At 63.6% G+C, this 21284-nt stretch carries 28 protein-coding genes; 21 read left to right on the plus strand and 7 right to left on the minus strand.

The features are described 5' to 3' along the window. Positions 1 to 369 precede the first annotated feature (369 nt). Together AC4FWB_RS30300 and AC4FWB_RS30305 are read left to right on the plus strand one after the other, a co-directional pair. On the plus strand, positions 370 to 981 hold the full coding sequence (locus AC4FWB_RS30300) for a nucleoside triphosphate hydrolase (RefSeq protein ID WP_320218260.1): 612 nt from the start codon (positions 370 to 372) through the stop codon (positions 979 to 981). Continuing rightward, on the plus strand, positions 974 to 1225 hold the full coding sequence (locus AC4FWB_RS30305) for a hypothetical protein (protein ID WP_491029902.1): 252 nt from the start codon (positions 974 to 976) through the stop codon (positions 1223 to 1225). The genes AC4FWB_RS30300 and AC4FWB_RS30305 overlap by 8 nt, the downstream gene beginning before the upstream one ends. 325 nt (positions 1226 to 1550) lie before the next feature. Here AC4FWB_RS30305 and AC4FWB_RS30310 read toward each other — a convergent pair whose 3' ends face one another. From AC4FWB_RS30310 to AC4FWB_RS30320, 3 genes are all read right to left on the minus strand, one after another. Further along, complete coding sequence (locus AC4FWB_RS30310) at positions 1551 to 2255, minus strand: glutathione S-transferase family protein (RefSeq protein WP_491029903.1); 705 nt, start codon at positions 2253 to 2255, stop codon at positions 1551 to 1553. A gap of 185 nt (positions 2256 to 2440) precedes the next feature. Then, entirely contained in the window at positions 2441 to 3649 is a 1209-nt protein-coding gene (locus tag AC4FWB_RS30315) for a beta-ketoacyl-[acyl-carrier-protein] synthase family protein (RefSeq protein ID WP_491029904.1), read from the minus strand. Between the two features lie 4 nt (positions 3650 to 3653). Further along, on the minus strand, positions 3654 to 3908 hold the full coding sequence (locus AC4FWB_RS30320; protein WP_059188710.1) for an acyl carrier protein: 255 nt from the start codon (positions 3906 to 3908) through the stop codon (positions 3654 to 3656). Positions 3909 to 4103: 195 nt separating this feature from the next. On the opposite strand from AC4FWB_RS30320, the gene AC4FWB_RS30325 reads away from it, so the two are divergent. From AC4FWB_RS30325 to AC4FWB_RS30345, 5 genes are read left to right on the plus strand one after another with little or no spacing between them, the layout of a single operon-like run. Then, a complete protein-coding gene (locus AC4FWB_RS30325) occupies positions 4104 to 4976 on the plus strand; it encodes an urease accessory protein UreD (protein WP_491029948.1) in 873 nt (290 codons plus the stop codon). 37 nt (positions 4977 to 5013) lie between these two features. Continuing rightward, on the plus strand, positions 5014 to 5316 hold the full coding sequence (locus AC4FWB_RS30330) for an urease subunit gamma (RefSeq protein WP_059188709.1): 303 nt from the start codon (positions 5014 to 5016) through the stop codon (positions 5314 to 5316). A gap of 25 nt (positions 5317 to 5341) precedes the next feature. Then, entirely contained in the window at positions 5342 to 5596 is a 255-nt protein-coding gene (locus AC4FWB_RS30335; RefSeq protein ID WP_491029905.1) for a DUF1272 domain-containing protein, read from the plus strand. A gap of 29 nt (positions 5597 to 5625) precedes the next feature. After that, a complete protein-coding gene (locus AC4FWB_RS30340) occupies positions 5626 to 6219 on the plus strand; it encodes a HupE/UreJ family protein (RefSeq protein ID WP_491029906.1) in 594 nt (197 codons plus the stop codon). A 7-nt stretch (positions 6220 to 6226) separates the two neighbouring features. Continuing rightward, positions 6227 to 6532: an urease subunit beta gene (locus AC4FWB_RS30345; protein WP_491029907.1), complete on the plus strand. Its 306-nt coding sequence runs from the start codon at positions 6227 to 6229 to the stop codon at positions 6530 to 6532. Between the two features lie 20 nt (positions 6533 to 6552). On the opposite strand, the gene AC4FWB_RS30350 is transcribed toward AC4FWB_RS30345, so the two are convergent. Together AC4FWB_RS30350 and AC4FWB_RS30355 are read right to left on the minus strand one after the other, a co-directional pair. Further along, complete coding sequence (locus AC4FWB_RS30350; RefSeq protein WP_491029908.1) at positions 6553 to 6945, minus strand: hypothetical protein; 393 nt, start codon at positions 6943 to 6945, stop codon at positions 6553 to 6555. Between the two features lie 213 nt (positions 6946 to 7158). Continuing rightward, complete coding sequence (locus AC4FWB_RS30355) at positions 7159 to 7542, minus strand: hypothetical protein (RefSeq protein ID WP_491029909.1); 384 nt, start codon at positions 7540 to 7542, stop codon at positions 7159 to 7161. Between the two features lie 163 nt (positions 7543 to 7705). Between AC4FWB_RS30355 and ureC the strand changes: the two genes are divergently transcribed. The 9 genes from ureC (at position 7706) to AC4FWB_RS30400 (ending at position 14619) form a co-directional block, all read left to right on the plus strand. Further along, a complete protein-coding gene (ureC, locus tag AC4FWB_RS30360) occupies positions 7706 to 9418 on the plus strand; it encodes an urease subunit alpha (RefSeq protein WP_491029910.1) in 1713 nt (570 codons plus the stop codon). Between the two features lie 64 nt (positions 9419 to 9482). After that, positions 9483 to 9977, plus strand: a complete 495-nt coding sequence (locus AC4FWB_RS30365; RefSeq protein ID WP_491029911.1) for a DUF29 domain-containing protein — start codon at positions 9483 to 9485, stop codon at positions 9975 to 9977. A gap of 67 nt (positions 9978 to 10044) precedes the next feature. Next, positions 10045 to 10638 (plus strand): hypothetical protein, encoded by a 594-nt coding sequence (locus AC4FWB_RS30370; RefSeq protein WP_491029912.1) that lies wholly within the window; start codon positions 10045 to 10047, stop codon positions 10636 to 10638. 58 nt (positions 10639 to 10696) lie between these two features. Further along, entirely contained in the window at positions 10697 to 11332 is a 636-nt protein-coding gene (locus AC4FWB_RS30375) for a glutathione S-transferase family protein (protein WP_491029913.1), read from the plus strand. A gap of 69 nt (positions 11333 to 11401) precedes the next feature. After that, a complete protein-coding gene (locus AC4FWB_RS30380; protein ID WP_491029914.1) occupies positions 11402 to 11977 on the plus strand; it encodes an urease accessory protein UreE in 576 nt (191 codons plus the stop codon). After that, positions 11970 to 12641 carry an urease accessory protein UreF gene (locus AC4FWB_RS30385; protein WP_491029949.1) on the plus strand — a complete coding sequence of 224 codons (672 nt, stop codon included), beginning with the start codon at positions 11970 to 11972 and terminating at the stop codon, positions 12639 to 12641. Before AC4FWB_RS30380 ends, AC4FWB_RS30385 begins: the two co-directional genes overlap by 8 nt. Further along, complete coding sequence (locus AC4FWB_RS30390) at positions 12638 to 13078, plus strand: DUF3995 domain-containing protein (RefSeq protein WP_491029915.1); 441 nt, start codon at positions 12638 to 12640, stop codon at positions 13076 to 13078. Before AC4FWB_RS30385 ends, AC4FWB_RS30390 begins: the two co-directional genes overlap by 4 nt. Then, on the plus strand, positions 13075 to 13707 hold the full coding sequence (ureG, locus tag AC4FWB_RS30395) for an urease accessory protein UreG (RefSeq protein ID WP_491029916.1): 633 nt from the start codon (positions 13075 to 13077) through the stop codon (positions 13705 to 13707). The genes AC4FWB_RS30390 and ureG overlap by 4 nt, the downstream gene beginning before the upstream one ends. 144 nt (positions 13708 to 13851) lie before the next feature. Next, a complete protein-coding gene (locus AC4FWB_RS30400) occupies positions 13852 to 14619 on the plus strand; it encodes a class II aldolase and adducin N-terminal domain-containing protein (protein ID WP_491029917.1) in 768 nt (255 codons plus the stop codon). An 86-nt stretch (positions 14620 to 14705) separates the two neighbouring features. On the opposite strand, the gene AC4FWB_RS30405 is transcribed toward AC4FWB_RS30400, so the two are convergent. Beyond that, complete coding sequence (locus AC4FWB_RS30405) at positions 14706 to 15338, minus strand: HAD family hydrolase (RefSeq protein ID WP_491029918.1); 633 nt, start codon at positions 15336 to 15338, stop codon at positions 14706 to 14708. Positions 15339 to 15543: 205 nt separating this feature from the next. On the opposite strand from AC4FWB_RS30405, the gene AC4FWB_RS30410 reads away from it, so the two are divergent. Then, positions 15544 to 16503: a sugar-binding transcriptional regulator gene (locus AC4FWB_RS30410; protein WP_491029919.1), complete on the plus strand. Its 960-nt coding sequence runs from the start codon at positions 15544 to 15546 to the stop codon at positions 16501 to 16503. A 46-nt stretch (positions 16504 to 16549) separates the two neighbouring features. Here AC4FWB_RS30410 and AC4FWB_RS30415 read toward each other — a convergent pair whose 3' ends face one another. Beyond that, complete coding sequence (locus tag AC4FWB_RS30415) at positions 16550 to 16735, minus strand: hypothetical protein (RefSeq protein ID WP_491029920.1); 186 nt, start codon at positions 16733 to 16735, stop codon at positions 16550 to 16552. Between the two features lie 100 nt (positions 16736 to 16835). On the opposite strand from AC4FWB_RS30415, the gene gcvA reads away from it, so the two are divergent. The 4 genes from gcvA (at position 16836) to AC4FWB_RS30435 (ending at position 21273) form a co-directional block, all read left to right on the plus strand. Further along, complete coding sequence (gene gcvA, locus AC4FWB_RS30420; RefSeq protein ID WP_491029921.1) at positions 16836 to 17744, plus strand: transcriptional regulator GcvA; 909 nt, start codon at positions 16836 to 16838, stop codon at positions 17742 to 17744. A gap of 175 nt (positions 17745 to 17919) precedes the next feature. After that, positions 17920 to 19230, plus strand: coding sequence for an ABC transporter substrate-binding protein (locus AC4FWB_RS30425; protein WP_126096726.1), 1311 nt, complete (start codon positions 17920 to 17922; stop codon positions 19228 to 19230). Positions 19231 to 19368: 138 nt separating this feature from the next. Continuing rightward, positions 19369 to 20241 (plus strand): carbohydrate ABC transporter permease, encoded by an 873-nt coding sequence (locus tag AC4FWB_RS30430; protein ID WP_126096725.1) that lies wholly within the window; start codon positions 19369 to 19371, stop codon positions 20239 to 20241. Between the two features lie 207 nt (positions 20242 to 20448). After that, complete coding sequence (locus tag AC4FWB_RS30435) at positions 20449 to 21273, plus strand: carbohydrate ABC transporter permease (protein WP_491029922.1); 825 nt, start codon at positions 20449 to 20451, stop codon at positions 21271 to 21273. Positions 21274 to 21284 lie beyond the last annotated feature (11 nt).

The raw sequence follows: 21284 nt of genomic DNA on the forward strand, positions 1-21284 counted from the left end.
ACCCGGATGGCGGCAAGTGGCGAGGCTGGTTCTGCTGTCATGGCAATCCCCTTCAGAGTGGTTGGTAGCAAACCGACTCTGATCTCACACAAGCCGCTGTCCACTACTCATCATGGGATCTTGTGGGGGAGATGTCCGGCAGGACAGAGGGGGGCGCGACGGATCGCGGCCTATCCCTTTGTCAATCCAGGGTTCGATTTGCCGCTTCTTGCTCCGCCATAGGATGACGACGGGATTGGCGTCTTGGCCAATCTCGAAGGCAGGCGACTTGCCAGCGACGGGTCGAAACGTTGGCATCAAGCAACCAGGTTTGAAATTTCCGCCGACAGCCGCCAAGATGCGGCCGGAGTCGCTAGCAAAGAGGCGCTGATGTCTGACTTGGCCCATATCACTGCCGCTATCTTCAAGCGCGCCGGCAAAGCCAAGCGTTTCGTCGTCGCCATTGCCGGCCCGCCGGGCGCCGGCAAGTCAACCATATCGGGCAGGCTGCATGAACTGCTGCCGGAAGGCACGTCGGAAGTCGTGCCGATGGACGGCTTCCATTTTGACGATATCATTCTCAACCGGCGCGGCCTGCGCGCGCGCAAAGGCGCACCGGAAACCTTCGACTTCGCCGGCTTCGAGACGCTGTTGAAGCGCATCCGCTCCGGCGAGCCGGACATTGCCATTCCGGTCTTCGACCGCAACATGGAACTGTCGCGCGCGGCGGCCGAAGTGATCGGCGCCGACACCAAGTTCATCCTTGTCGAGGGCAACTATCTCCTCCTCGACGAGGAGCCGTGGTCGCGGCTGGCGCCTTTGTTCGACTTCACCATCTTCGTCGACGTGCCGCGGGGCGAGCTCGAGCGCCGCCTGATGGAGCGCTGGCGCGGCCATGGCAAGTCCGATGAGGACGCCCGCGCCTGGATCGCCTCCAACGACATGCCCAACATCGAGCGCGTGCTGGCGCGCCGCCGGGAGGCCGATCTGGTGCTTGGTTAACCTGCTCAATTTTCACTATTTTTGGACGGGAACCTTAAGACCTACAGGTCGTTATGGCCGATATCCCGATTGTCTGGCGCTGAAGCAATTCCAGGAAAAGTGTGTTGCGGTTTTCCGTCCGGAATTGCGCAAAAAAACGGAACCGTCTTATGGCAACCAAGACCAGAAAACCCGCGCCCGCGAGAAGCAGGGCCAATCAATCCAGGACGCAATCAAGGGCCGGCGCCGGCCCGGCAATAGCTGAGCGCTCGAAGGACGCTAAGCCGACCTTCGGCAAGGCTGCACCCAAGAAGGTGGTGTCTGGAGCATCGCACAAGACCGCCGCAAAACCTGCTAAGCCTCATAAGCCCGCGACGAAGTCGGGTCCGATCCGCACCGTCGCAAGCGTTGCGACCGGCGCGGTGGTCGCCACCGCGCGGCTTGCTGCTTCCATGCTCGGCAGAGGCGGCACCAGAGCCAAGACCAAATAGAAAGCCTTAGAGCGTTTCACCGTTTCACGGAAACGGCGAACCGCTCTATCTCTTTGTTTTTACGCAATTCCGAACGGAAAACCGTTTCACACTTTTCCTCTAGCCCCTCGCCGGAATGGTGAGGCCCCTCTGCACGGCCGGCCGTGCAAGACCCCGCTCCAGCCATGCCGCGACGGTCGGGAAATCGTCAAAGCCGACGAGGTCGCGCGCTTCGTAGAAGCCGATCAGGTTGCGCACCCAGCCGAGCATCGAGACATCGGCGATGGTGAACTCGTCATCCATGATCCATTTACGGCCCTTCAGCCGCGTTTCCAAAACGCCGATCAGCCGCCGCGATTCGTCGCGATAGCGCTCCAGCGGCCGCTTGTCGGCGATCTCGCGCCCGGCGAATTTGTTGAAGAAGCCGACCTGGCCGAAGATCGGGCCGATCGCGGCCATCTGGAAGAACACCCACTGGATCGTCTCGTAACGCCGGATCGGATCGGCCGGCATGAGCTTGCCGGTCTTGTCCGAGAGGTAGAGCAGGATGGCGCCGGACTCGAACAGCCCGATCGGCTTTCCGTCGGGTCCGTTCGGGTCGATGATCGCCGGTATCTTGCCGTTCGGGTTGAGCGACAGGAATTCCGGCGTCCAGCTCTCGTTCTTGCCGATATCGACGTAATGCGGCTCGTAGGGCAGGCCGATCTCCTCCAGCGCGATCGAGATCTTCACGCCGTTGGGCGTCGGAGAGGAATAGAGCTGCAGGCGGTCGAGGTGCTTGGCCGGCCAGCGCTTGGCGATCGGAAAGGCGGACAGGTCGGTCATCGGAGGCTCCGGATGCGGATTGGCGCCGGACGGCGCGGTGGCGGGTGCGCAAGAATTAGGACCGTGACCCTTCAGGATCAATATGCCGGCAACCCCCCTGCCGTGCACGGACAGTCAACCAAAGCTATCCGCCGGGACGGAAGCGCGTTCCGGCGGATAGCGGTATCCGTGTCAGATTGCCTGCATCAGATCGCTTTGAAGGCAAGCACCGCATTGGTGCCGCCGAAGGCGAAACTGTTGCTGAGCGCGGCGCGCACCTTGCGCTCGCGCGCCACGTTCGGCGTCACGTCGAGATCGCATTCGGGGTCGGGCTCGCGGTAGTTGGCGGTCGGCGGCACGATGCCGTCGCGGATCGCCATGACGCAGGCGATCATCTCCAGCCCGCCCGACGCGCCGAGGCAATGCGCATGCATCGACTTGGTCGAGGAGACCGACAGCGTGCGCGCATGCTCGCCGAAGACGCGCTTGATCGCCGCCGTCTCGATCTGGTCGTTGGCCTTGGTGCCGGTGCCGTGCGCGTTGAGATAGTCGACGTCCTCGGGATTGAGCCCGGCATCCACCAGGCAGAAGCGCATCGCCGCTTCCGGCCCCTCGATCGTCGGAGCGACGATGTCGGAGGCGTCGGCGGAAAGCCCGGCGCCTGCGATCTCGGCGAGAATGGTGGCGCCGCGCGCCATGGCATGGTCGTAGCTTTCCAGCACCGCCATGCCGGCGCCTTCGCCGAGCGACAGGCCCTGGCGGTCGGCCGAGAACGGCCGGCAGGTGTCGGGCGAAAGCACCCTCAGCGCTTCCCAGCCCTTGAGCACGCCCCATACCAGCGGCGCTTCGGTGCCGCCGGCGACCATGACGTCGGCGCGGCCGAGCCGGATCTGGTCGACCGCAGAGGCAATGGCGTGATTGGCCGACGCGCAGGCCGAGGTAGCGCCGAACACCGGGCCGCGCAGGCCGAGATTCATGCTGACCTGGCCGGCGGCCGCACCCGGCATCACCTTCGGCACGGTGAAGATGGCGGCGCGGTTGCGTCCCTCGATCAGGATCGCGCGGTAATTTTCCTCGATGGTCTCGAAGCCGGCGACGCCGATGCCGACGACGGCGCCCATGCGATAGGTGTTGTCGGCATGCGCGACCAGCCCGGACTGTTGCATCGCCTCCCGCGCCGCGATCACCGCCAGCAGGCTGAAGCGGTCCATCGACACCACCTGCTTGCGGTCGATGCCGTGATCGGGCAACGCCTTGATTTCGCTGCCGACCTTGACCTTCAGGTCATGCAGCGAAGGGTTGTCGATCGGGCCGATTGCCGAGCGGCCCTCGCGCATGGCGCTCCATATGGCCGGCACATCGTTGCCGAGCCCGCATATCCCGCCAATGCCGGTGATGACGACGCGTTTCAGCATGCAATCAGGCTTTTTTCGCGATCAGTTCGCGAACCGCCTCGACCATGTCGCCGACGTTCTTGAGGTTGCTCCAGGCATCGACCGTGTTCATCTCGATCTCGATGCCGTACTTCTCCTCGAGATCGAAGATGATCTCGGTCAGCTCCAGCGAATGGATGCCAAGCGTGTTGAGATCGGTGCTGGTGGTGATTTCCTCGCCGCCAGTCTCGGCATGAGCCTTGATCTTTTCGATGATTTCGGTCGTCAGCTGGTCAGCCATTCGGTTCCTTCCCCTGTCGTTTTCCGACGCCAACTGAACAGCGCCCCTTCGTCCCCGGATTCGCAAACGCCGTCATCCTTACCTCTCCAGGCATCGCGTGACCGCTCCAAGGTGGCTCCCTCTATAGAAACCGAAACGATGTCAAGCAACAAGCTATATATCGACAAAGCCACCGGAGTGCTTAACGTTGGCGCCGTGGACATGATCGACGATACCCTGGTTCCCCCGCCTGCCGCCCAACGTGTTGCCGGGCGAGGCAGGCTTTTGTGCGGCAGAACAGGCGGTCGGACCCGACTTCAGCGCCTCTACCAGGACGGATCGGCCAAGATTCGCATGCCGGCGGTGCAAGGCGATCCGCTCGAGGCCGTGCTGATCAACACGGCCGGCGGATTGACCGGCGGCGACCGGCTTGGCTGGGCGATCGAGGTCGGCGAGGGCGCTTGCGTCTCGATCACCACCCAGGCCTGCGAAAAAATCTATCGCGCGGCCTCCGATCGCGCCGAAACGAAGGTCAGCCTGGATGTCGGTGCCGGCGGCCGGATTGCCTGGCTGCCGCAGGAAACCATCGTTTTCGACCAGGCCGCCTTTGCCAGGACACTCGATGTGACGCTTGCGGCGGACGCCGAGGCGCTTTTGCTGGAAGCTACGTTGTTCGGCCGGCTGGCGATGGGCGAACGGACGGTCCGGGGCAATTTCCACGACCGCTGGCGGGTTTGGCAGGACGGCAGGCTCATCCATGCGGAGGATTTTCGCATCGGGCCGGACATCGCAGCCAGGCTCCAGCGCTCGGCTGTGGCCTGTGGCGCGCGCGCAATGGCAACGCTGCTTCTCGTCTCCCCGCGTGCGGAAACCCTGCTGGAACCCGCCCGCGCGATCATCGGCGACCCGATGATCGGTGGCGCCGCCAAGAGTGGCTGGGGCGGCGCCAGTTTCTGGAGCGTCGGGCAATCTGGCAAGCTTCTTGCGAGGCTCACCGCCGGCGACGGCTACCAGCTCCGCAAGCGGCTGGTTCCGCTCGTCGAACTGCTCAACGGGCAGGCTGGTCTGCCCAAATTATGGTCACTCTGACCTTCGAATCGTTTGATCTAGAATACCGGGAAGCCGTATGAATCTGACGCCGCGTGAAAAGGACAAGCTGCTGATTGCCATGGCGGCGATCGTGGCGCGCAAGCGGCTGGAACGCGGCGTCAAGCTCAATCACCCCGAGGCGATCGCTTTGATCACCGACTTCGTCGTCGAGGGCGCCCGCGACGGCCGCTCGGTGGCCGAGCTGATGGAGGCCGGCGCCCATGTCGTGACGCGCGCCCAGGTCATGGACGGCATTGCCGAGATGATCCACGACGTCCAGGTCGAGGCGACGTTTCCCGACGGCACCAAGCTGGTGACCGTGCACGAACCGATCCGGTGAGGCCCATAAGGCGAAGAGAGGACCGATGCTGGAACTAAGGCCCAATTGCGAATGCTGCGACAAGGATCTGCCACCGGAGGCGGCCGATGCGCTAATCTGCACCTTCGAATGCACCTTCTGCGCCGACTGCGTAGAAAGCGTGCTCGGCGGCGTCTGCCCGAACTGCGGCGGCAATTTTTCGCCGCGGCCGATCCGGCCGGCGGCAAAGCTGGAGAAATATCCGGCCTCGACCAAGCGCGTGCTCAAGGCCGAGGGCTGCGGTCCCCGCAGGGCCGCTTGATTGTTCCTGCAAGAATGGAAGGCAGACCCATGATCTCCGCTTCGACCAAACGCACCACGCTCGCTGTCCTCCTGCTCTTGGCAGCAGTGATGCCCGCCTATGCCCATGTCGGCATAGCGGCGACCTCTTCCTTCACGGCCGGCTTCATGCACCCGCTGTCGGGCCTCGACCATATGACGGTGATGATCGCGATCGGCCTGTGGGCGGCAATGAAGGGAGGCCGGGCGGTGTGGGCATGGCCGCTTGCCTTTGTCGGCGTGATGCTCGCGGGCAGCGCGCTTGGCATGCTTCAGGTGCCGGTGCCCTTCGTCGAGCCGGGCATTCTCGCTTCGGTGGTGGCGCTCGGCCTGCTGGTCGCGCTGGCGGTCGACCTGCCGGTCTCGGCGGGCGTCGCCGTCATCGGCCTGTTCGCGCTGTTCCATGGCCACGCGCATGGCACTGAAGTGCCGGAGAATGCCGGCGGGTTGGAATATATGGTGGGCTTTGCCGTCGCCACGGCGCTTCTTCATGCCATAGGCATCGCGGCCGCGCTCGGACTTGGGCTGCGCTTCCGCAGCCTGACACGCGCCGCCGGCGCCGCCTGCGCGGCGGTCGGCGTCGGCTTGGCTTTCGGCATGCTGTGAGGGCGCGATGATCCCGGGCGAAGTCATCACGGCCAAGGGCGACATCGAGCTGAACAAGGGCTTGCCGACGGTGACGCTCAAGGTCGCCAACAGCGGCGACCGCCCGATCCAGGTCGGCAGCCATTATCATTTCTTCGAGACCAATGAAGGCCTGAAATTCGACCGCGAGCGCACCCGCGGCATGCGGCTCGACATTGCCGCCGGCACCGCCATGCGTTTCGAGCCGGGCCAGGAACGCGACGTCACGCTGGTGCCGCTCGGCGGTAAGCGCGAGGTCTATGGGTTCCAGCAGAAGGTGATGGGCAAGCTGTGAGATCTGGCGGCGCGCTCAAATCACTTCGGCGGCTTGGCGGCCGCGTAGATGACGATCTTCTCCGGATTGTCGAACTCGACAGCGAGCACGTCCTCGGCCTGCACGCGCCGCGAATCGATGGCATTGAAGAGCAGCGCGTTCGCCTCGATCTCCTGTCGCAGTTCGGCGACGTCGTCCTGATGCTGCTTCACCTTGTTCTCGATCGCCGGCGGCGGTCCGCCCTCGCTGCGCGCGGCATCGGTCAGGAAGACGATATCGACGGTGTCGAGCTTGGTCGTCTTGCGCACCGTGCCGATGTTCTCGCGCGTGCGGTCGATAGCGGTGATGACTTTACCGGCTTCCGTCTTCGACAGCGCCTCCTCCTGCCGGACGTCGGAATCGACGATTGTCGCGCCGGGCTTTTCGCTGTTCACGGGTTGCGCCGGGAAAGCGGCCTGAGACGCGGCCAGAACAAGCGGGACCGCAGCCGCGGCTGTGAGCCATTTCCTGAGGCGCCGGATGTTCGCCATCGCTCGCTCCTGGCTGAACCCGTGGCGGGGCGAAAAAAGCGAAACGACTTTCCTTGGCCTGAAGTTCCCCTCAAACGGGTGCTGGCGGGCCGGATTTCCGCCCACCAGCGAGCGCAATCAGCTTGCTTTCTTGGTGATCAGCGTCAGCGCGCCATTGGGCTGCAGGCTGGCGGCGATCACCTGCGCCGAGCTGATCCCCTTGGCGTCGAGCGCGGACTTCACCTTGGGCGTCGCGTCGATCGATTTGCGCAACGTCTGCAGGCCGGCATCGCCGCGTTGCGCCACGATCTGGTTGACCTGCGTTTGCGTGTCCTTCGGCAATTCCGTGATGTCGACGATGCTGACGCTCTGGATGGATGGCACGGCCGGCTGGGCCTTCGGCGTGGCCGGAGCGGGCGTGGCGGGTGCCGGGCTGGGTTGCGGCGCTGGCTGTTGCTGAGCGCTTGCGGCGCCCGCCAGCATCAAGGTGGTGGCAGCGGCGAAAAATATCGTCTTGCGCATGGATATTCCTTCCATCGGGTTGGCAAACGGTCGTTTTGGGCTGACTCGGCCACCTCAACCGCCAAATGGGAGCGCAAAGTGTCGCCGAGCGGGTCATTGCGTGACCATTGGATGGCGAGAATGTGCGCCCTACCCTCAATCTCAATTCCAGGAGCAATCCCTGATGGCCAGAATTAGCCGCGCCGCCTATGCGCAGATGTATGGCCCGACGGCCGGCGACAAGGTGCGGCTCGCCGACACTGAGCTCTTCATCGAGGTCGAGAAGGATTTCACCGTCCATGGCGAGGAGGTAAAATTCGGCGGCGGCAAGGTCATCCGCGACGGCATGGGCCAAAGCCAGGTCGCGAGGGCGCAGGGCGCGGTCGATACCGTCATCACCAACGCGCTGGTCGTCGATGCGCTGACCGGTATCGTCAAGGCCGATATCGGCCTGAAGGACGGCCGCATCGCGGCCATCGGCAAGGCCGGCAATCCGGATACGCAGGATGGCGTCACCATCATCATCGGCCCCGGCACGGAAATCATCGCCGGCGAGGGCAAGATCCTGACCGCCGGCGGCTTCGACGCGCATATCCACTTCATCTGCCCGCAGCAGATCGAGGAAGCGCTGATGAGCGGCATCACCACCATGCTCGGCGGCGGCACCGGTCCTGCGCACGGCACCTTGGCCACCACCTGCACGCCCGGCCCCTGGCACATGGCCCGCATGATCCAATCCTTCGACGCTTTCCCGATGAATATCGGCCTCTCCGGCAAGGGCAATGCGTCCCGGCCGGCGGCGCTCGAGGAGATGGTGCTTGCCGGCGCCTGCTCGCTGAAACTGCATGAGGATTGGGGCACGACGCCCGCCGCGATCGACTGCTGCCTGTCGGTCGCCGACGACTACGACGTGCAGGTGATGATCCACACCGACACGCTGAACGAATCGGGCTTCGTCGAGAACACAGTGGCGGCCATCAAGGGCCGCACCATCCATGCCTTCCACACCGAGGGCGCCGGCGGCGGCCATGCGCCCGACATCATAAAAGTCTGCGGCCTGCCCAACGTCATCCCGTCCTCGACCAACCCGACGCGGCCTTACACGGTCAACACGCTGGCCGAGCATCTCGACATGCTGATGGTCTGCCATCATCTCTCGCCCTCGATCCCCGAGGATATCGCCTTCGCCGAAAGCCGCATCCGCAAGGAGACGATCGCGGCCGAGGACATCCTGCACGACATCGGCGCCTTCTCGATCATCTCCTCCGACAGCCAGGCCATGGGCCGCGTCGGCGAGGTGGCGATCCGCTGCTGGCAGACCGCCGACAAGATGAAGCGCCAGCGCGGCGCGCTGCCGCAGGAGACCGGCGACAACGACAATTTCCGCGTCCGTCGCTACATCGCCAAGTACACGATCAACCCGGCGATCGCGCACGGCCTGTCGAAGGAGATCGGCTCGGTGACGGTGGGGAAGCGCGCCGATCTCGTGCTGTGGAACCCGGCCTTCTTCGGCGTCAAGCCGGAGATGGTGCTTGTCGGCGGCTCGATCGCCGCCGCCCCGATGGGCGATCCCAACGCCTCGATCCCGACGCCGCAGCCGATGCATTACCGGCCGATGTTCGGCGCCTTTGGCAAGGCGTTGACCAACTCCTCGGTTACCTTCGTCTCGAAAGCCGCCTTCGATGCAGGCCTGCAAGGTCGGCTCGGCGTCGACAAGGCGATGGTCGCGGTCGAGAACACGCGCGGCGGCATCGGCAAGCATTCCATGGTGCTCAACGACGCCACGCCGCATGTCGAGGTCGACCCGGAAACCTACGAGGTGCGTGCCGACGGCGAGTTGTTGACCTGCGAGCCCGCGACGGTGCTGCCGATGGCGCAGCGGTATTTTCTGTTTTGATGCTGGATCGCAGGTTGGCATAGCCGCGATTGGCTTGAGATCGAAAACGGCGCATTATGTGATCATGAACAAGATCCAGATACAGCGTCGGCATAAGTCTACACCCTACGAGGCCGATTATGCTCAGTGGTGCGCCGAGCAGGGCGCGCTGCTGCGCGAAGGTCGTCTCTCCGACCTCGATCGCGAGAACCTTGCCGAGGAGATCGAGAGCTTGGGGCGGAGTGACAAAAGGGAAATTGCGAGCAGGTTGGGCGCCTTGCTCCAGCATTTGCTCAAATGGGAATTTCAGCCTGAGAAACGGAAAACCGGATGGTTGCTGACCATCCGCGAGCAACGATATCGGATCGAAAATCTGCTCGACGAGAGCCCTGGCCTGAAAGCTTATCCGGGACAACGGCTCGGCCGGGAGTTCAGGATCGCAAGGTTGAAGGCGGCCGACGAGACGGGCCTAAGGGAAGATGATTTTCCTACAGATTGCCCGTATTCGGTCAAGGAGATCCTCGACCATGACTTTTTCCCTGGCGTTCCTTGGTCATCGAACCAGCTTATTCGCGAATGAAATATCATTCTACGCGGTACGCAGGTTAGCTTCATTGCGCCGAAAGCTTTTTCAGTCCTAGTCGCCGATGCCCACCGAAATAGCCTCTCCCCACGACATCTTTCCGCATATCCGCATCGTCATGGGCATGGTGATCGGCCTTGGCGTGACACGGCTTCTGTCGGGTGTCGCCCGCATCGTCCAGCATCCCGGCCAATACAAGCTCTATCCCGTGCATCTTGCCTGGGTCGGCTCCATGCTGTTGCTGCTGGTGCATTTCTGGTGGTGGGAATTCGGCCTCTACGCGCTGGAGACTTGGACCTTCGGCAAATACCTTTTCATCATCTTCTATGCCGTCACGCTGTTCCTGCTGTGCGCGCTGCTGTTTCCGGATTCGATGCTCGATTACACCAGCTACGAGGACTACTTCTATTCGCGCCGCGCCTGGTTCTTCGGCCTGCTCGGCATGACCTACCTCCTCGACGTGATCGATACGCTGCTGAAAGGACCGGAGCATTTCGCCCGCTACGGCCACGAATATTTGATCCGCACGCCGGTCTTCGTGGCGCTGTGCATCGCTGCCATCCTGGTGCGCGACCGCCGCTTCCACATTGCCTTCGTCGTCGCCACGCTCATCTATCAGATATCGTTCATCCTGCGGCTCTTCGACACCATCGTATGAGCGGCATTGGGTGGACGGCCGGGATGGTCTAGGGTCGGGGAAAAGGCAGGGTTCAACTATGTACAAGGCCGTCGGATCGCGAGGCTCCCGGGTCAGCCGCGTGCTCTGGATGCTCGAGGAGCTCGGGCAGCCTTACGAATTCGTCGAGGTCAAGCTGCGCTCGCCGGAGGCCTATGCGCTGAACCCTTCCGGCAAGGTGCCGATCCTGATCGACGGCGATCTGAAGATCACGGATTCGGCCGCGATCTGCGTCTACCTGGCCGACAAGCATGCCGACAAGGGCATGGGCGCCAATCCCGGTCTCGCCGGCCGTGCCGAAATGGATTCCTGGATGCATTTCGCCCAGAGCGAGCTCGAAGCGCCGCTGTGGAATAAGCTGCGCCACCGCTTCCTGTTGCCGAAGGAGATGCGCGTCGATGTCGGTCCTGCCGCCGCGCATGATTTCGCTTCGGAGGTGAAGGCGCTGGACCGCCGGCTCGGCGACAAGCCCTTCGCGCTGGGCGAACGGTTCTCGGCCGTCGACGTGCTGCTCGGCGACATGGGCGGCTGGGCGCGCGCCGGCAGGTTTCCGATCGAGTCCGATCGGGTCAACGCCTATTTCGATCGTGTTTTGCAGCGCCCGGCCCGTGCGAGGGCGCAAGCCAATGCATCGGCCCGAAAATCGGAATCGATTTTCGGAAAGCACGATGCATAGATTCAAGATATTAGAGCGTCCTTTGCGCGTCCAAGAGGACGCGCGGCGCTCTAAGGGCGGAGCCATGAGATGAAACTCAACATCAATACCGATTTCACCAAATTCCCGCGCGCCGTCTCGGTGCTCCCTGCCGCCGAGGCATCGGCAGCCGCAGCCTACGACAAGGCAGTGCTGGCCCATGACGAGCGGCATCTGCGCCGTCGTGCCATAGAGACGGCGGCAGGCGGCAGGGTGCTGGTCGACCTGCCCGAGCCTGTGGCGCTGAACAATGGCGACCGGCTGGTGCTGGAGGATGGCCGCCAGCTCGAGATCGTCGCCGCGCCGGAAGAGGTCTACGACATCCGCGCCCGCGATGCCGTGCATCTCGCCGAGCTTGCCTGGCACATCGGCAACCGCCATCTCGCAGCGGCGATCGAGGCGGACCGCATCCTCATCCTGCGCGACCATGTCATCAAGGCGATGCTGGAAGGCTTGGGCGCCATGGTGCGTGAGGTTCTGCTGCCGTTCAGCCCCGTGCGCGGCGCCTATTCCGGTCATGGGCACGACCATGGCCATAATCACCATGCGCATGATCATCATGGGCATCGCGATCATGATCATCACCATCATGACCATGACCACGACGACCACCACCACCATGATTGAGCAGCCGTCGTCCATAGCGCTGTTGCGGCTGATGGCCTGGCTGTCGCCGTCCTTCCCGGTCGGCGGTTTTTCCTACAGCCATGGCCTCGAACGCGCCGTGCATGACGGGCTGATCACCGATCGCCAGGATCTCGCCGGCTGGCTGGAAACACTGGTCGAGATGGGGTCAGCCTGGAACGACGCCGTGCTGTTCGCCGAGAGCTGGCGGCGCGCGCGTGACGGCGGCGATCTGACGGAAGTCGCCGCGCTGGCCGAGGCGCTTGCCGGCTCGCAGGAGCGGCACATGGAGACCACGCTGCAGGGCGCGGCCTTCCTCAAGGCGGCTTCCGCCTGGCCGTGTCCCGCGCTGGAGCGCTTGCCGGCCGACTGCGCCTACTGCGTTGCCGTCGGCGCCGTTGCCGGCAGCCACGGCATCGGCCTTGGCGATGCGCTGTCCGCCTTCCTGCAGGCCTTCTTCTCCAACCTCGTGCAGGCCGCGATCCGGCTCGGTGTGGTAGGGCAGATCGATGCAACGGCATTATTAGCCGGCTTTGAGCCTTTGGCTCTTGCGACGGCCGACCGCGCGGCCAATTCCTCGCTCGATGATCTAGGCGGCTCGGCTTTCATGTCCGACATCGTGGCGATGAAGCACGAAACCCAGTATTCGCGTCTGTTCCGTTCATGATCATCCTCGCCTTCATCCTCTCTTTCGTCCTGCTCCTGATCACCGCGCTGCATGTCTATTGGGGCATTGGCGGCATCTGGCCGGGCACGGATGCAAAATCCTGCGCTCACGCCGTCGTCGGCTTTCGCAACGTTGACGAAATGCCCTCGTCTCTTGCGAGCTTCGCCGTCGCGGCCTGCCTGGCGCTCGCCACACTGTGGCCGCTGGCGCTCGAAGGCGTCTTCGCTTCACCTTTCCCGAGGGAAGGCCTTGCCGCCACGGCGCTGCTCATCGGCCTCATTTTCCTCGGCCGCGGCATTGCCGGCTTCACGCCCTGGTGGCGCCGGCTGACGCCGGAGCAGCCCTTCGCGCGGCTCGACCAGCGCCTCTATTCGCCGCTCTGCCTTTTGATCGGGCTGGGCTTTGCAGTCCTTGCCATCACGGAGTTTCCGGCATGATTTCGAAAAACGGTCCCCTGCGCATCGGCATTGGCGGCCCGGTCGGTTCCGGCAAGACGACGCTCACCGAAAAGCTCTGCAAGGCGCTGCGCGACCAGTTTTCCGTCGCCGTCGTCACCAACGACATCTACACCAAGGAGGACGCCATGATGCTGGCGCGCCTGCAGGCGCTGCCCGAGGAGCGCATTGTCGGGGTCGAGACCGGCGGCTGCCCGCACACGGCCATCCGTGAGGACGCCTCGATCAATCTGCGGGCGATTGCCGAGCTGAACCGGAAGTTCCCCGACCTCGACATCATCTTCATCGAATCCGGCGGCGACAATCTTGCCGCCACCTTCTCGCCGGACCTTGCCGACTTGACCCTCTATGTCATCTCGGTCTGCCAGGGCGAGGAGATTCCGAGAAAGGGCGGCCCGGCCATCACTCGTTCGGATTTCCTGATCATCAACAAAAGCGATCTGGCGCCCTATGTGAACGTCAACCTCGACGTCATGGAGACGGACGCCGCCCGCATGCGCGGCAAGCGGCCCTTCGGCTTCACCGACCTGTCGCGCGGCAAGGGCCTGCAGCAAGTGATCGACTTCATCGTCGAGCATGGCGGGCTGCAATCCGCGCGGCCGGCCGCCTGACCGATCGTTTGGCCTGACCCACCAGTTTACGGTTGCTGGCCACGGCCATGCACGGCATTCTCCAGCAATTCCAGGAAAAGTGCGTAGCGGTTTTCCGTCCGGAATTGCGTAACAGCAAAACCGCTACAAACCGGAGGATTTTCGATGAGCATCGCCCGCTTGCAGAAGGAAACCCTGACCAATCTTCCTTACTATGAGGAGCGGGTCGATCTCGCCGCCGCCTTCCGCTGGACGGCGCGGCTCAACATGCACGAGGCGGTGGCCAATCACTTCTCGCTGTCCGTCAACGAGGACGGCACCAAATTCCTGATGAATCCCAACCAGGTGCATTTCTCGCGCATCAAGGCGAGCGACCTGCTTTTGATCGATGCCAACGATCCCGACACCTTGTCCGGCCCCAATGCGCCCGATCCGACCGCCTGGGGCCTGCACGGCGCCATCCATCGCAACGTGCCGCATGCGCGCTGTGCCATGCATGTGCATTCGATCCACGCCACCGTGCTTGCGTCGCTCGCCGATTCGACGCTGCCGCCGATCGACCAGAACTCGGCCATGTTCTTCAACCGCCACGTCGTCGATGCCCATTATGGCGGGCTGGCCTTCGAAGAGGAGGGCGAGCGCTGCTCGCAGCTCCTGACCGACCCCAAGGTCAAGGTCATGGTGATGGGCAATCACGGCGTGATGGTCATCGGCGACACCGTCGCCGACACCTTCAACCGCATGTTCTATTTCGAGCGCGCCGCAGAAACCTACATCAAGGCGCTGTGGACCGGGCGGCCGCTGCGCACGCTTTCGGATGAAATTGCCGAGAAGACGGCAAGCGAGATGGACGACTATCCCGGCCAGGCCGAGCGCCATCTTTCCGAACTCAAGGCGATCCTCGACGAGGAAGAGCCGGTCTACAGGAACTGAGCTCGGCTCTTCCTTCTCCCCGTCAATTTACGGGGAGAAGGTGCCCGAAGGGCGGATGAGGGGCAGCGCCGACTTTGGCGATTTTATCAAAGCCCCAACTGCGCCCGCAGCTCATCCGCGCTGTTGATCACGATCGCGCCGGGCGGTCCTTCCATCGGCGCCTCCGGCCAGAAGATCGTCTTCATGCCCGCAGCCAGCCCGGCCATGGCGCCGGTGCGGCTGTCGTCGACCGCGACCGCGTCCGCCGGATCGACGCCGGCGAGATAGGCGGCGCGCAAGAAGGGTTCAGCATGCGGCTTGCCCAGGCGCACGTCGTTGCGGCTGACCGTATGCATGCCGGGATAGACGAGACCGACCGCGGCGAGATTGGCGTCGACGATCAGCCGGTCGGAGTTTGACACCACCGCCTGCTCGACCCTCAGCGCGCGCAATTCGTTGAAGACTTCGATCGCGCCCGGGCGCGGCTTCAGCGTCTCGGCCATCGGCAGGTAGTGGTCGTATTTGCGCACGATCCAGTCGTCGAAGGGCAGGTCGAGCCCGAACTGGTCGCGCAGCATCTCGTAGACCGGCCATGCCGCGACGCCGAGCACTCGTTCGTGCAGGTCGACCGGCGGCGCGATACCGACGCTGCGCAGCGCGGCCACCAGCGCTGCCTCGTGCAGCGGCTCGCTGTCGACCAGCGTTCCGTCCATGTCCCAGAAAACCGCTTTCGGCGTCATGCAAGGCTCCTTTTGCCGATCCCCTTAATGCGTTTGTACGCCGAGATAAACCGCCTCGCCGGCAAATGGCTGCGGCAGGAGCGAATTGGTCAAATCATAGCAGATACCCGTCGCAAGCAATTGCCCTTTCGATAGACAATTGCGCATAGCCGCTTTCGCTGTAATCTATAGCGCCCGCCCAGGATGCGGGCTGGGGAGGCAGGATGTGAATTCGCGACAGGAAACCGGCAACACCAGGTTGGATGACGCCGCGCGCGCCGGCTGGCTCTATTACGTTGCCGGCAACACGCAGGACCAGATCGCCGCCAAATTAGGCATTTCCAGGCAGACGGCGCAGCGGCTGGTGTCGCTGGCGATGTCGGAAGGCCTGATCAAGGTCCGCGTCGATCATCCGATCGCCAATTGCCTCGACCTTGCCGCGCGGCTGAAGTCGCGCTTCGCGCTCGATCTGGTCGAAGTGGTACCGAGCGATCCGACCTCGTCCTCGACGACGACCGGCGTCGCCGAGGCGGCGGCGGCCGAGATCGAGCGGCGGCTGCGCTCGGCCGCGCCCATCGTCATGGCGATCGGCACCGGGCGCACGCTGAAGGCGGCGATCGAGCAACTGCCGCCGATGGAGTGCCCGCAGCACAAGGTCGTGTCGCTCACCGGCAACATCTCGCCCGACGGCTCGGCCGCTTTCTACAACGTCATCTTCACCATGGCCGACCGGGTCAAGGCGCGCTCCTTCCCGATGCCGCTGCCGGTCATCGCCTCCTCGCCGGAGGAGCGCGACATGCTGCTCAGCCAGCCGATGATCCAACCGACGCTGGCGCTCGCCGCGGAGGCCGACGTCACCTTCGTCGGCATCGGCGACCTTGGCCCGAAGGCGCCGCTCTATGAGGACGGCTTCATCTCGGAAGGGGAATTGAAGGCGCTGCAGAAGGCCGGGGGCGTCGCCGAGATCGTCGGCTGGGTGTTCGACCGCGAAGGCCGCATGATCGAAGGCATCACCAATGACCGAGTGTCGTCCGCCGCCTTGCCGTCGCGCGAGAAATCGCTGGTCATCGCGCTTGCCATGGGCGAGCGCAAGCTGCCGGGCATCCTCGCCGCCGTGAACCGGCGGCTGGTCAACGGCCTCATCACCGATGAGCGGACGGCCGCGGCATTGCTCGGCGGCGCATGAGGATCATGCCCCACGATGAGTGCCGGTCCTGATAAAACAGAGCCGGCTATTCGTAGCGTCCGCGCGGGTCGTTGCCGTCGAGGAAACCCATGTCCCGCTGCAGATGCGGCGACAATTCCCGGATATCGACATAACCGCGCCTGCGGCTGGCGAACCATGAAAATTCCCGCGCCAACAGCGAAATCCAACTGCGAGCCGGGGTCGAAACGATTTTTTCCTGAACCGTGATCATGATCGTCAGCCTTGAACTGGATTGATCTTCGACCCCAAATATCGGGTTGGTTGGCCTGTGCTTCCAATCAAACGTCGATCATGACCCATAAAGAGGCCTTATGCCCGATCTAAGCTCCCGGCAGAATGTCCAGCTCCCGCCGCTGCAGGCGATCCGGGTGTTCGAGGCTGTTGCCCGGCACCTTTCCTTCACCAAGGCCGCCGAGGAGCTCGGCATGACGCAGGCGGCCGCAAGCTACCAGATCAAGCTTCTCGAGGAGCGCATCGGCGCGCCGCTGTTCCTGCGCCGGCCCAAGCAGATCGAGCTGACCGAACCCGGTCAGCGCCTGGCGCCGGCTGTCAGCGAGGCCTTCTCGCTGCTGAGCGGCGCCTACTCGGCCGCCCGCGCCGGCGCTGACGGCGTGCTCTGCGTTTCCACCTTGCTTACCTTCGCCTCCAACTGGCTGGCACAGCATCTGGGCTCCTTCCAGGTCGCGCATCCCTCGCTCGCCGTGCGTGTCGACACCTCGAACCGCGTCGTCGATTTCGCCCGCGAGGACATCGACATCGCCATCCGTTCCGGCGGCGGCAAATGGCCGGGCGTCGAAACGCATATGCTGTTCAAGGCCGACTTCACCCCGGTGCTCAGTCCCAAGCTTGCGGCGAGCATCGGTGGCGTCAAGGAGCCGGCCGACCTGCTCAAGCTCCCTATCCTCGATCCAGGCGACATCTGGTGGCAGGAATGGTTCGCGCTCGCGGGGCTGCCGTCGGAAGAGCTCGCCAGCCGTCCCGGCACCAGCATGGGCGCACAGGCCTATGAGGCCAATGCCGCGATGGCCGGCCACGGTGTCGCGATCCTGACTACCGCGTTGTTCAAGAACGAACTCGCCGATGGCCGGCTGATCCAGCCTTTCGACCTTGTCGGCGACGATGGCCATGCCTATTGGCTGGTCTATCCCACGGCCCGGCGCAACGTGCCGAAGATCCGCGCCTTCCGCGACTGGATCCTCGCCGAGATCGCCTGCCAGTAAGACCAGCCGCGCCCCTCGATCTCCGTATCAACGACCTGACCGCGTTCTCCGACAGGGTAACGCAACGTCATTTCTGCTGCGCTGCAGCATCGATTCCGGCTTGACATAATTCACACTTGGTGAGTAATTGCCCACAGCCAAGGCAAATGCTCATCTTGGTTTATGGGAGGAATTGATGAAACTTCGCACGCTCACCCTGGGCCTGTTGTCGGCCAGCGCCCTTGCATTCGCCGCGCATGCCGAATCCATCACCATCGCCACCGTCAACAATGGCGACATGGTCCGCATGCAGAAGCTGACGGACGACTTCACCAAGGCTAACCCCGACATCCAGCTCAACTGGGTCACGCTTGAAGAGAACGTGCTGCGCGAGCGCGTCACCACCGACATCGCCACCAAGGGCGGCCAGTACGACGTCATGACCATCGGCACCTACGAGGTTCCGATCTGGGCCAAGCAGAGCTGGCTGCTGCCGCTCGACAAGCTCGGCGACGACTACGACGTCAAGGACATCATCCCGGCCATCGCCGGCGGCCTTTCGGTCGACGGCAAGCTTTATGCCGCGCCCTTCTACGGCGAAAGCTCCTTCGTCATGTACCGCAAGGACCTGATGGAGAAGGCGGGCTTGAAGATGCCCGACGCGCCGACCTGGGACTTCATCAAGCAGGCCGCCGACAAGATGACCGACCGCGCCAATGGCGTGAACGGTGTATGCCTGCGCGGCAAGGCCGGCTGGGGCGAGAACATGGCCTTCCTGACCGCCATGTCGAACTCCTTCGGCGCGCGCTGGTTCGACGAGAACTGGAAGCCGCAATTCGACCAGCCGGAATGGAAGAACACGCTGCAGTTCTATGTCGACCTGATGAAGGCCGACGGTCCCGAGGGCGCTTCGTCCAACGGCTTCAACGAGAATCTGGCGCTGTTCCAGCAGGGCAAGTGCGGCATGTGGATCGACGCCACCGTCGCCGCGTCCTTCGTCTCCGATCCGAAGGCCTCGCAGGTCGCCGACAAGGTCGGCTATGCGCTGGCGCCCGACACCGGCCTCGGCAAGCGCGGCAACTGGCTGTGGGCCTGGTCGCTGGCCATTCCCGCCGGCACCAAGAAGGCGGACGCCGCTGAGAAGTTCGTGTCCTGGGCAACCAGCAAGCACTATGCTGAGCTGGTGGCATCGAAGGAAGGCTGGGCCAACGTTCCGCCCGGAACGCGCACCTCGCTCTACGCCAATCCAGAGTACCAGAAGGCAGCGCCCTTCGCGAAGATGACACTGGACTCCATCAACGCCGCCGACCCGACGCATCCGACCGTCAAGCCGGTGCCCTATGTCGGCGTGCAATTCGTGGCCATTCCTGAATTCCAGGGCCTCGGCACCACCGTCGGCCAGCTCTTCTCGGCCGCCCTTGCCGGCCAGTCGAGCGTCGACGACGCGCTGAAGCAGGCCCAGGACGCGGCGACCGCCGCGATGACCGAAGGCGGCTACATCCAGTAAGGCTCCTCCCGGTGCCGAACGCCGGTAGCGCATCATGACCGGCATTGGCCGCCCGAAACCCAGTTCGGGCGGCCACCTTTGCAATCAGGAAATTTGGCACGACTCTGAAATCCGGCCGACTATTGGAGGGTGACCGTCATGGCTACTCAGCAAACCCGTTCGCTTGCCCGTTTCATGATGGCGCCATCGGTGATCCTGCTGTTCATCTGGATGATCGTGCCGCTGGTCTTCACGATCTGGTTCTCGTTCCTCCAGTACAATCCGCTCAATCCGATCCGCGACGGGTTCGTCTGGTTCTCCAATTACAAGCTCTTCTACTCGAACCCTGCCTTCCTGCAGTCGATCCTCAACACGCTGACCATCGTCGTCAGCGTGCTGGTCATCACCGTTATCGGCGGCATCCTTCTGGCGCTGCTCCTCGACCAGCCGATCTGGGGCCAGGGGTTCGTGCGCATCCTCGTCATCTCGCCGTTCTTCGTCATGCCGCCGGTGGCGGCGCTTGTGTGGAAGAACATGATCATGCACCCGCAATATGGCGTCTTCGCCGATATTGCCCGCTTCTTCGGCGCCAACCCCATCGACTGGTTCGGACAGCACCCGCTGACCGCGGTCATCCTCATCGTCGCCTGGCAGTGGCTGCCTTTCGCCACGCTGATCCTGCTCACCTCCCTGCAATCGCTCGACGGCGAGCAGAAGGAGGCGGCCGAGATGGACGGCGCCGGCTTCCTCAGCCGCTTCTGGTACCTGACGCTGCCGCACATGTCGCGCGCCATCACTGTCGTCATCCTGATCCAGACGATCTTCCTGCTCTCGATCTATGCCGAGATCCTGGTCACCACCAATGGCGGCCCGGGCTATGCCTCCACCAACCTGCCTTTCCTCGTCTACCAGAAGGCGCTGCTGGAGTTCAAAATCGGCCAGGCGTCCGCCGGTGGTGTCATCGCGGTCATTCTCGCCAACATCGTCGCCTTCTTCGTCATGCGCGCCGTCGGCAAGAACCTGGACAAGTAGGGGGGAGGCGATGCTACGTGCGTTGAACCACCCCCACTCCGTCCCGCTGCGCGGGACACCTCTCCCCCTGCCCGGGGGAGAGGAAACGCCTGCATCGAAGCCGCGCCCTTCCTCTACCCCGTCGATCGGGGGAGAGGTGGTTTGCGCAGCAAACCGGAGTGGGGGTCGACCCTGCCCCCAACATCGCCGATACGGGAGGACCTGACCATGGCACGCGCAGTCACCACCCAGCACAAGACGATCGCCACCGCCGCGGCCTGGATCGTCGCGCTTTTGATCTTCTTCCCGATACTTTACACGATCATCACCTCGTTCAAGTCGGAGCAGGAGGCGATCCAGGGCTTCGCCCTGATCCCGTCGGGCACCACCGAAAGCTATGCGGAAGTCCAGGCGCAGAGCGGCTATTTCAAGTTCTTCCTGAATTCGGTGATCCTGTCGGTGGGCTCGACCGTCCTTGCACTCATCATCGCCATCCCGGCGGCGTGGTCGATGGCGTTCTCGCCGACCAAGCGGACCAAGGACATCCTGATGTGGATGCTCTCCACCAAGATGATGCCGGCCGTCGCGGTGCTGTTCCCGATCTACCTGATCTTCCGCGACACCGGCCTGCTCGACAGCCGCATCGGCCTGACCGTCATGCTGATGCTGATCAACCTGCCGATCGTGATCTGGATGCTCTACACCTACTTCCGCGAGATCCCGGGTGAGATCCTCGAAGCGGCGCGCATGGACGGCGCCTCGCTGTGGAACGAGATCATCTATGTGCTGACGCCGATGGCGGTTCCCGGCATTGCCTCGACCATGCTGTTGAACATCATCCTGGCCTGGAACGAAGCGTTCTGGACGATCCGGCTGACCACCACTGACGCAGCACCGCTCACCGCCTTCATCAGCTCCTTCTCCAGCCCGCAAGGCCTGTTCTGGGCCAAGCTCTCGGCGGCCTCGACACTGGCGATCGCGCCGATCCTGATCATGGGCTGGTTCAGCCAGAAGCAGCTGGTGCGCGGCCTGACCTTTGGCGCCGTGAAGTAAGAGTCGCAAGC

This window comes from Mesorhizobium sp. LEGMi-168a, from assembly GCF_058312955.1.

Coding starts and splice junctions, on each gene's coding strand:
- AC4FWB_RS30425 (WP_126096726.1), top strand. CDS start 17,920: ATGAAACTTCGCACGCTCACCCTGGGCCTGTTGTCGGCCAGCGCCCTT.
- AC4FWB_RS30405 (WP_491029918.1), bottom strand. CDS start 15,338: ATGACGCCGAAAGCGGTTTTCTGGGACATGGACGGAACGCTGGTCGAC.
- AC4FWB_RS30345 (WP_491029907.1), top strand. CDS start 6,227: ATGATCCCGGGCGAAGTCATCACGGCCAAGGGCGACATCGAGCTGAAC.
- AC4FWB_RS30365 (WP_491029911.1), top strand. CDS start 9,483: ATGAACAAGATCCAGATACAGCGTCGGCATAAGTCTACACCCTACGAG.
- AC4FWB_RS30435 (WP_491029922.1), top strand. CDS start 20,449: ATGGCACGCGCAGTCACCACCCAGCACAAGACGATCGCCACCGCCGCG.
- ureG (WP_491029916.1), top strand. CDS start 13,075: ATGATTTCGAAAAACGGTCCCCTGCGCATCGGCATTGGCGGCCCGGTC.
- AC4FWB_RS30385 (WP_491029949.1), top strand. CDS start 11,970: ATGATTGAGCAGCCGTCGTCCATAGCGCTGTTGCGGCTGATGGCCTGG.
- AC4FWB_RS30320 (WP_059188710.1), bottom strand. CDS start 3,908: ATGGCTGACCAGCTGACGACCGAAATCATCGAAAAGATCAAGGCTCAT.
- gcvA (WP_491029921.1), top strand. CDS start 16,836: ATGCCCGATCTAAGCTCCCGGCAGAATGTCCAGCTCCCGCCGCTGCAG.
- AC4FWB_RS30310 (WP_491029903.1), bottom strand. CDS start 2,255: ATGACCGACCTGTCCGCCTTTCCGATCGCCAAGCGCTGGCCGGCCAAG.
- AC4FWB_RS30380 (WP_491029914.1), top strand. CDS start 11,402: ATGAAACTCAACATCAATACCGATTTCACCAAATTCCCGCGCGCCGTC.
- AC4FWB_RS30430 (WP_126096725.1), top strand. CDS start 19,369: ATGGCTACTCAGCAAACCCGTTCGCTTGCCCGTTTCATGATGGCGCCA.
- AC4FWB_RS30300 (WP_320218260.1), top strand. CDS start 370: ATGTCTGACTTGGCCCATATCACTGCCGCTATCTTCAAGCGCGCCGGC.
- AC4FWB_RS30315 (WP_491029904.1), bottom strand. CDS start 3,649: ATGCTGAAACGCGTCGTCATCACCGGCATTGGCGGGATATGCGGGCTC.
- AC4FWB_RS30330 (WP_059188709.1), top strand. CDS start 5,014: ATGAATCTGACGCCGCGTGAAAAGGACAAGCTGCTGATTGCCATGGCG.
- AC4FWB_RS30355 (WP_491029909.1), bottom strand. CDS start 7,542: ATGCGCAAGACGATATTTTTCGCCGCTGCCACCACCTTGATGCTGGCG.
- AC4FWB_RS30400 (WP_491029917.1), top strand. CDS start 13,852: ATGAGCATCGCCCGCTTGCAGAAGGAAACCCTGACCAATCTTCCTTAC.
- AC4FWB_RS30390 (WP_491029915.1), top strand. CDS start 12,638: ATGATCATCCTCGCCTTCATCCTCTCTTTCGTCCTGCTCCTGATCACC.
- ureC (WP_491029910.1), top strand. CDS start 7,706: ATGGCCAGAATTAGCCGCGCCGCCTATGCGCAGATGTATGGCCCGACG.
- AC4FWB_RS30340 (WP_491029906.1), top strand. CDS start 5,626: ATGATCTCCGCTTCGACCAAACGCACCACGCTCGCTGTCCTCCTGCTC.
- AC4FWB_RS30375 (WP_491029913.1), top strand. CDS start 10,697: ATGTACAAGGCCGTCGGATCGCGAGGCTCCCGGGTCAGCCGCGTGCTC.
- AC4FWB_RS30370 (WP_491029912.1), top strand. CDS start 10,045: ATGCCCACCGAAATAGCCTCTCCCCACGACATCTTTCCGCATATCCGC.
- AC4FWB_RS30415 (WP_491029920.1), bottom strand. CDS start 16,735: ATGATCACGGTTCAGGAAAAAATCGTTTCGACCCCGGCTCGCAGTTGG.
- AC4FWB_RS30335 (WP_491029905.1), top strand. CDS start 5,342: ATGCTGGAACTAAGGCCCAATTGCGAATGCTGCGACAAGGATCTGCCA.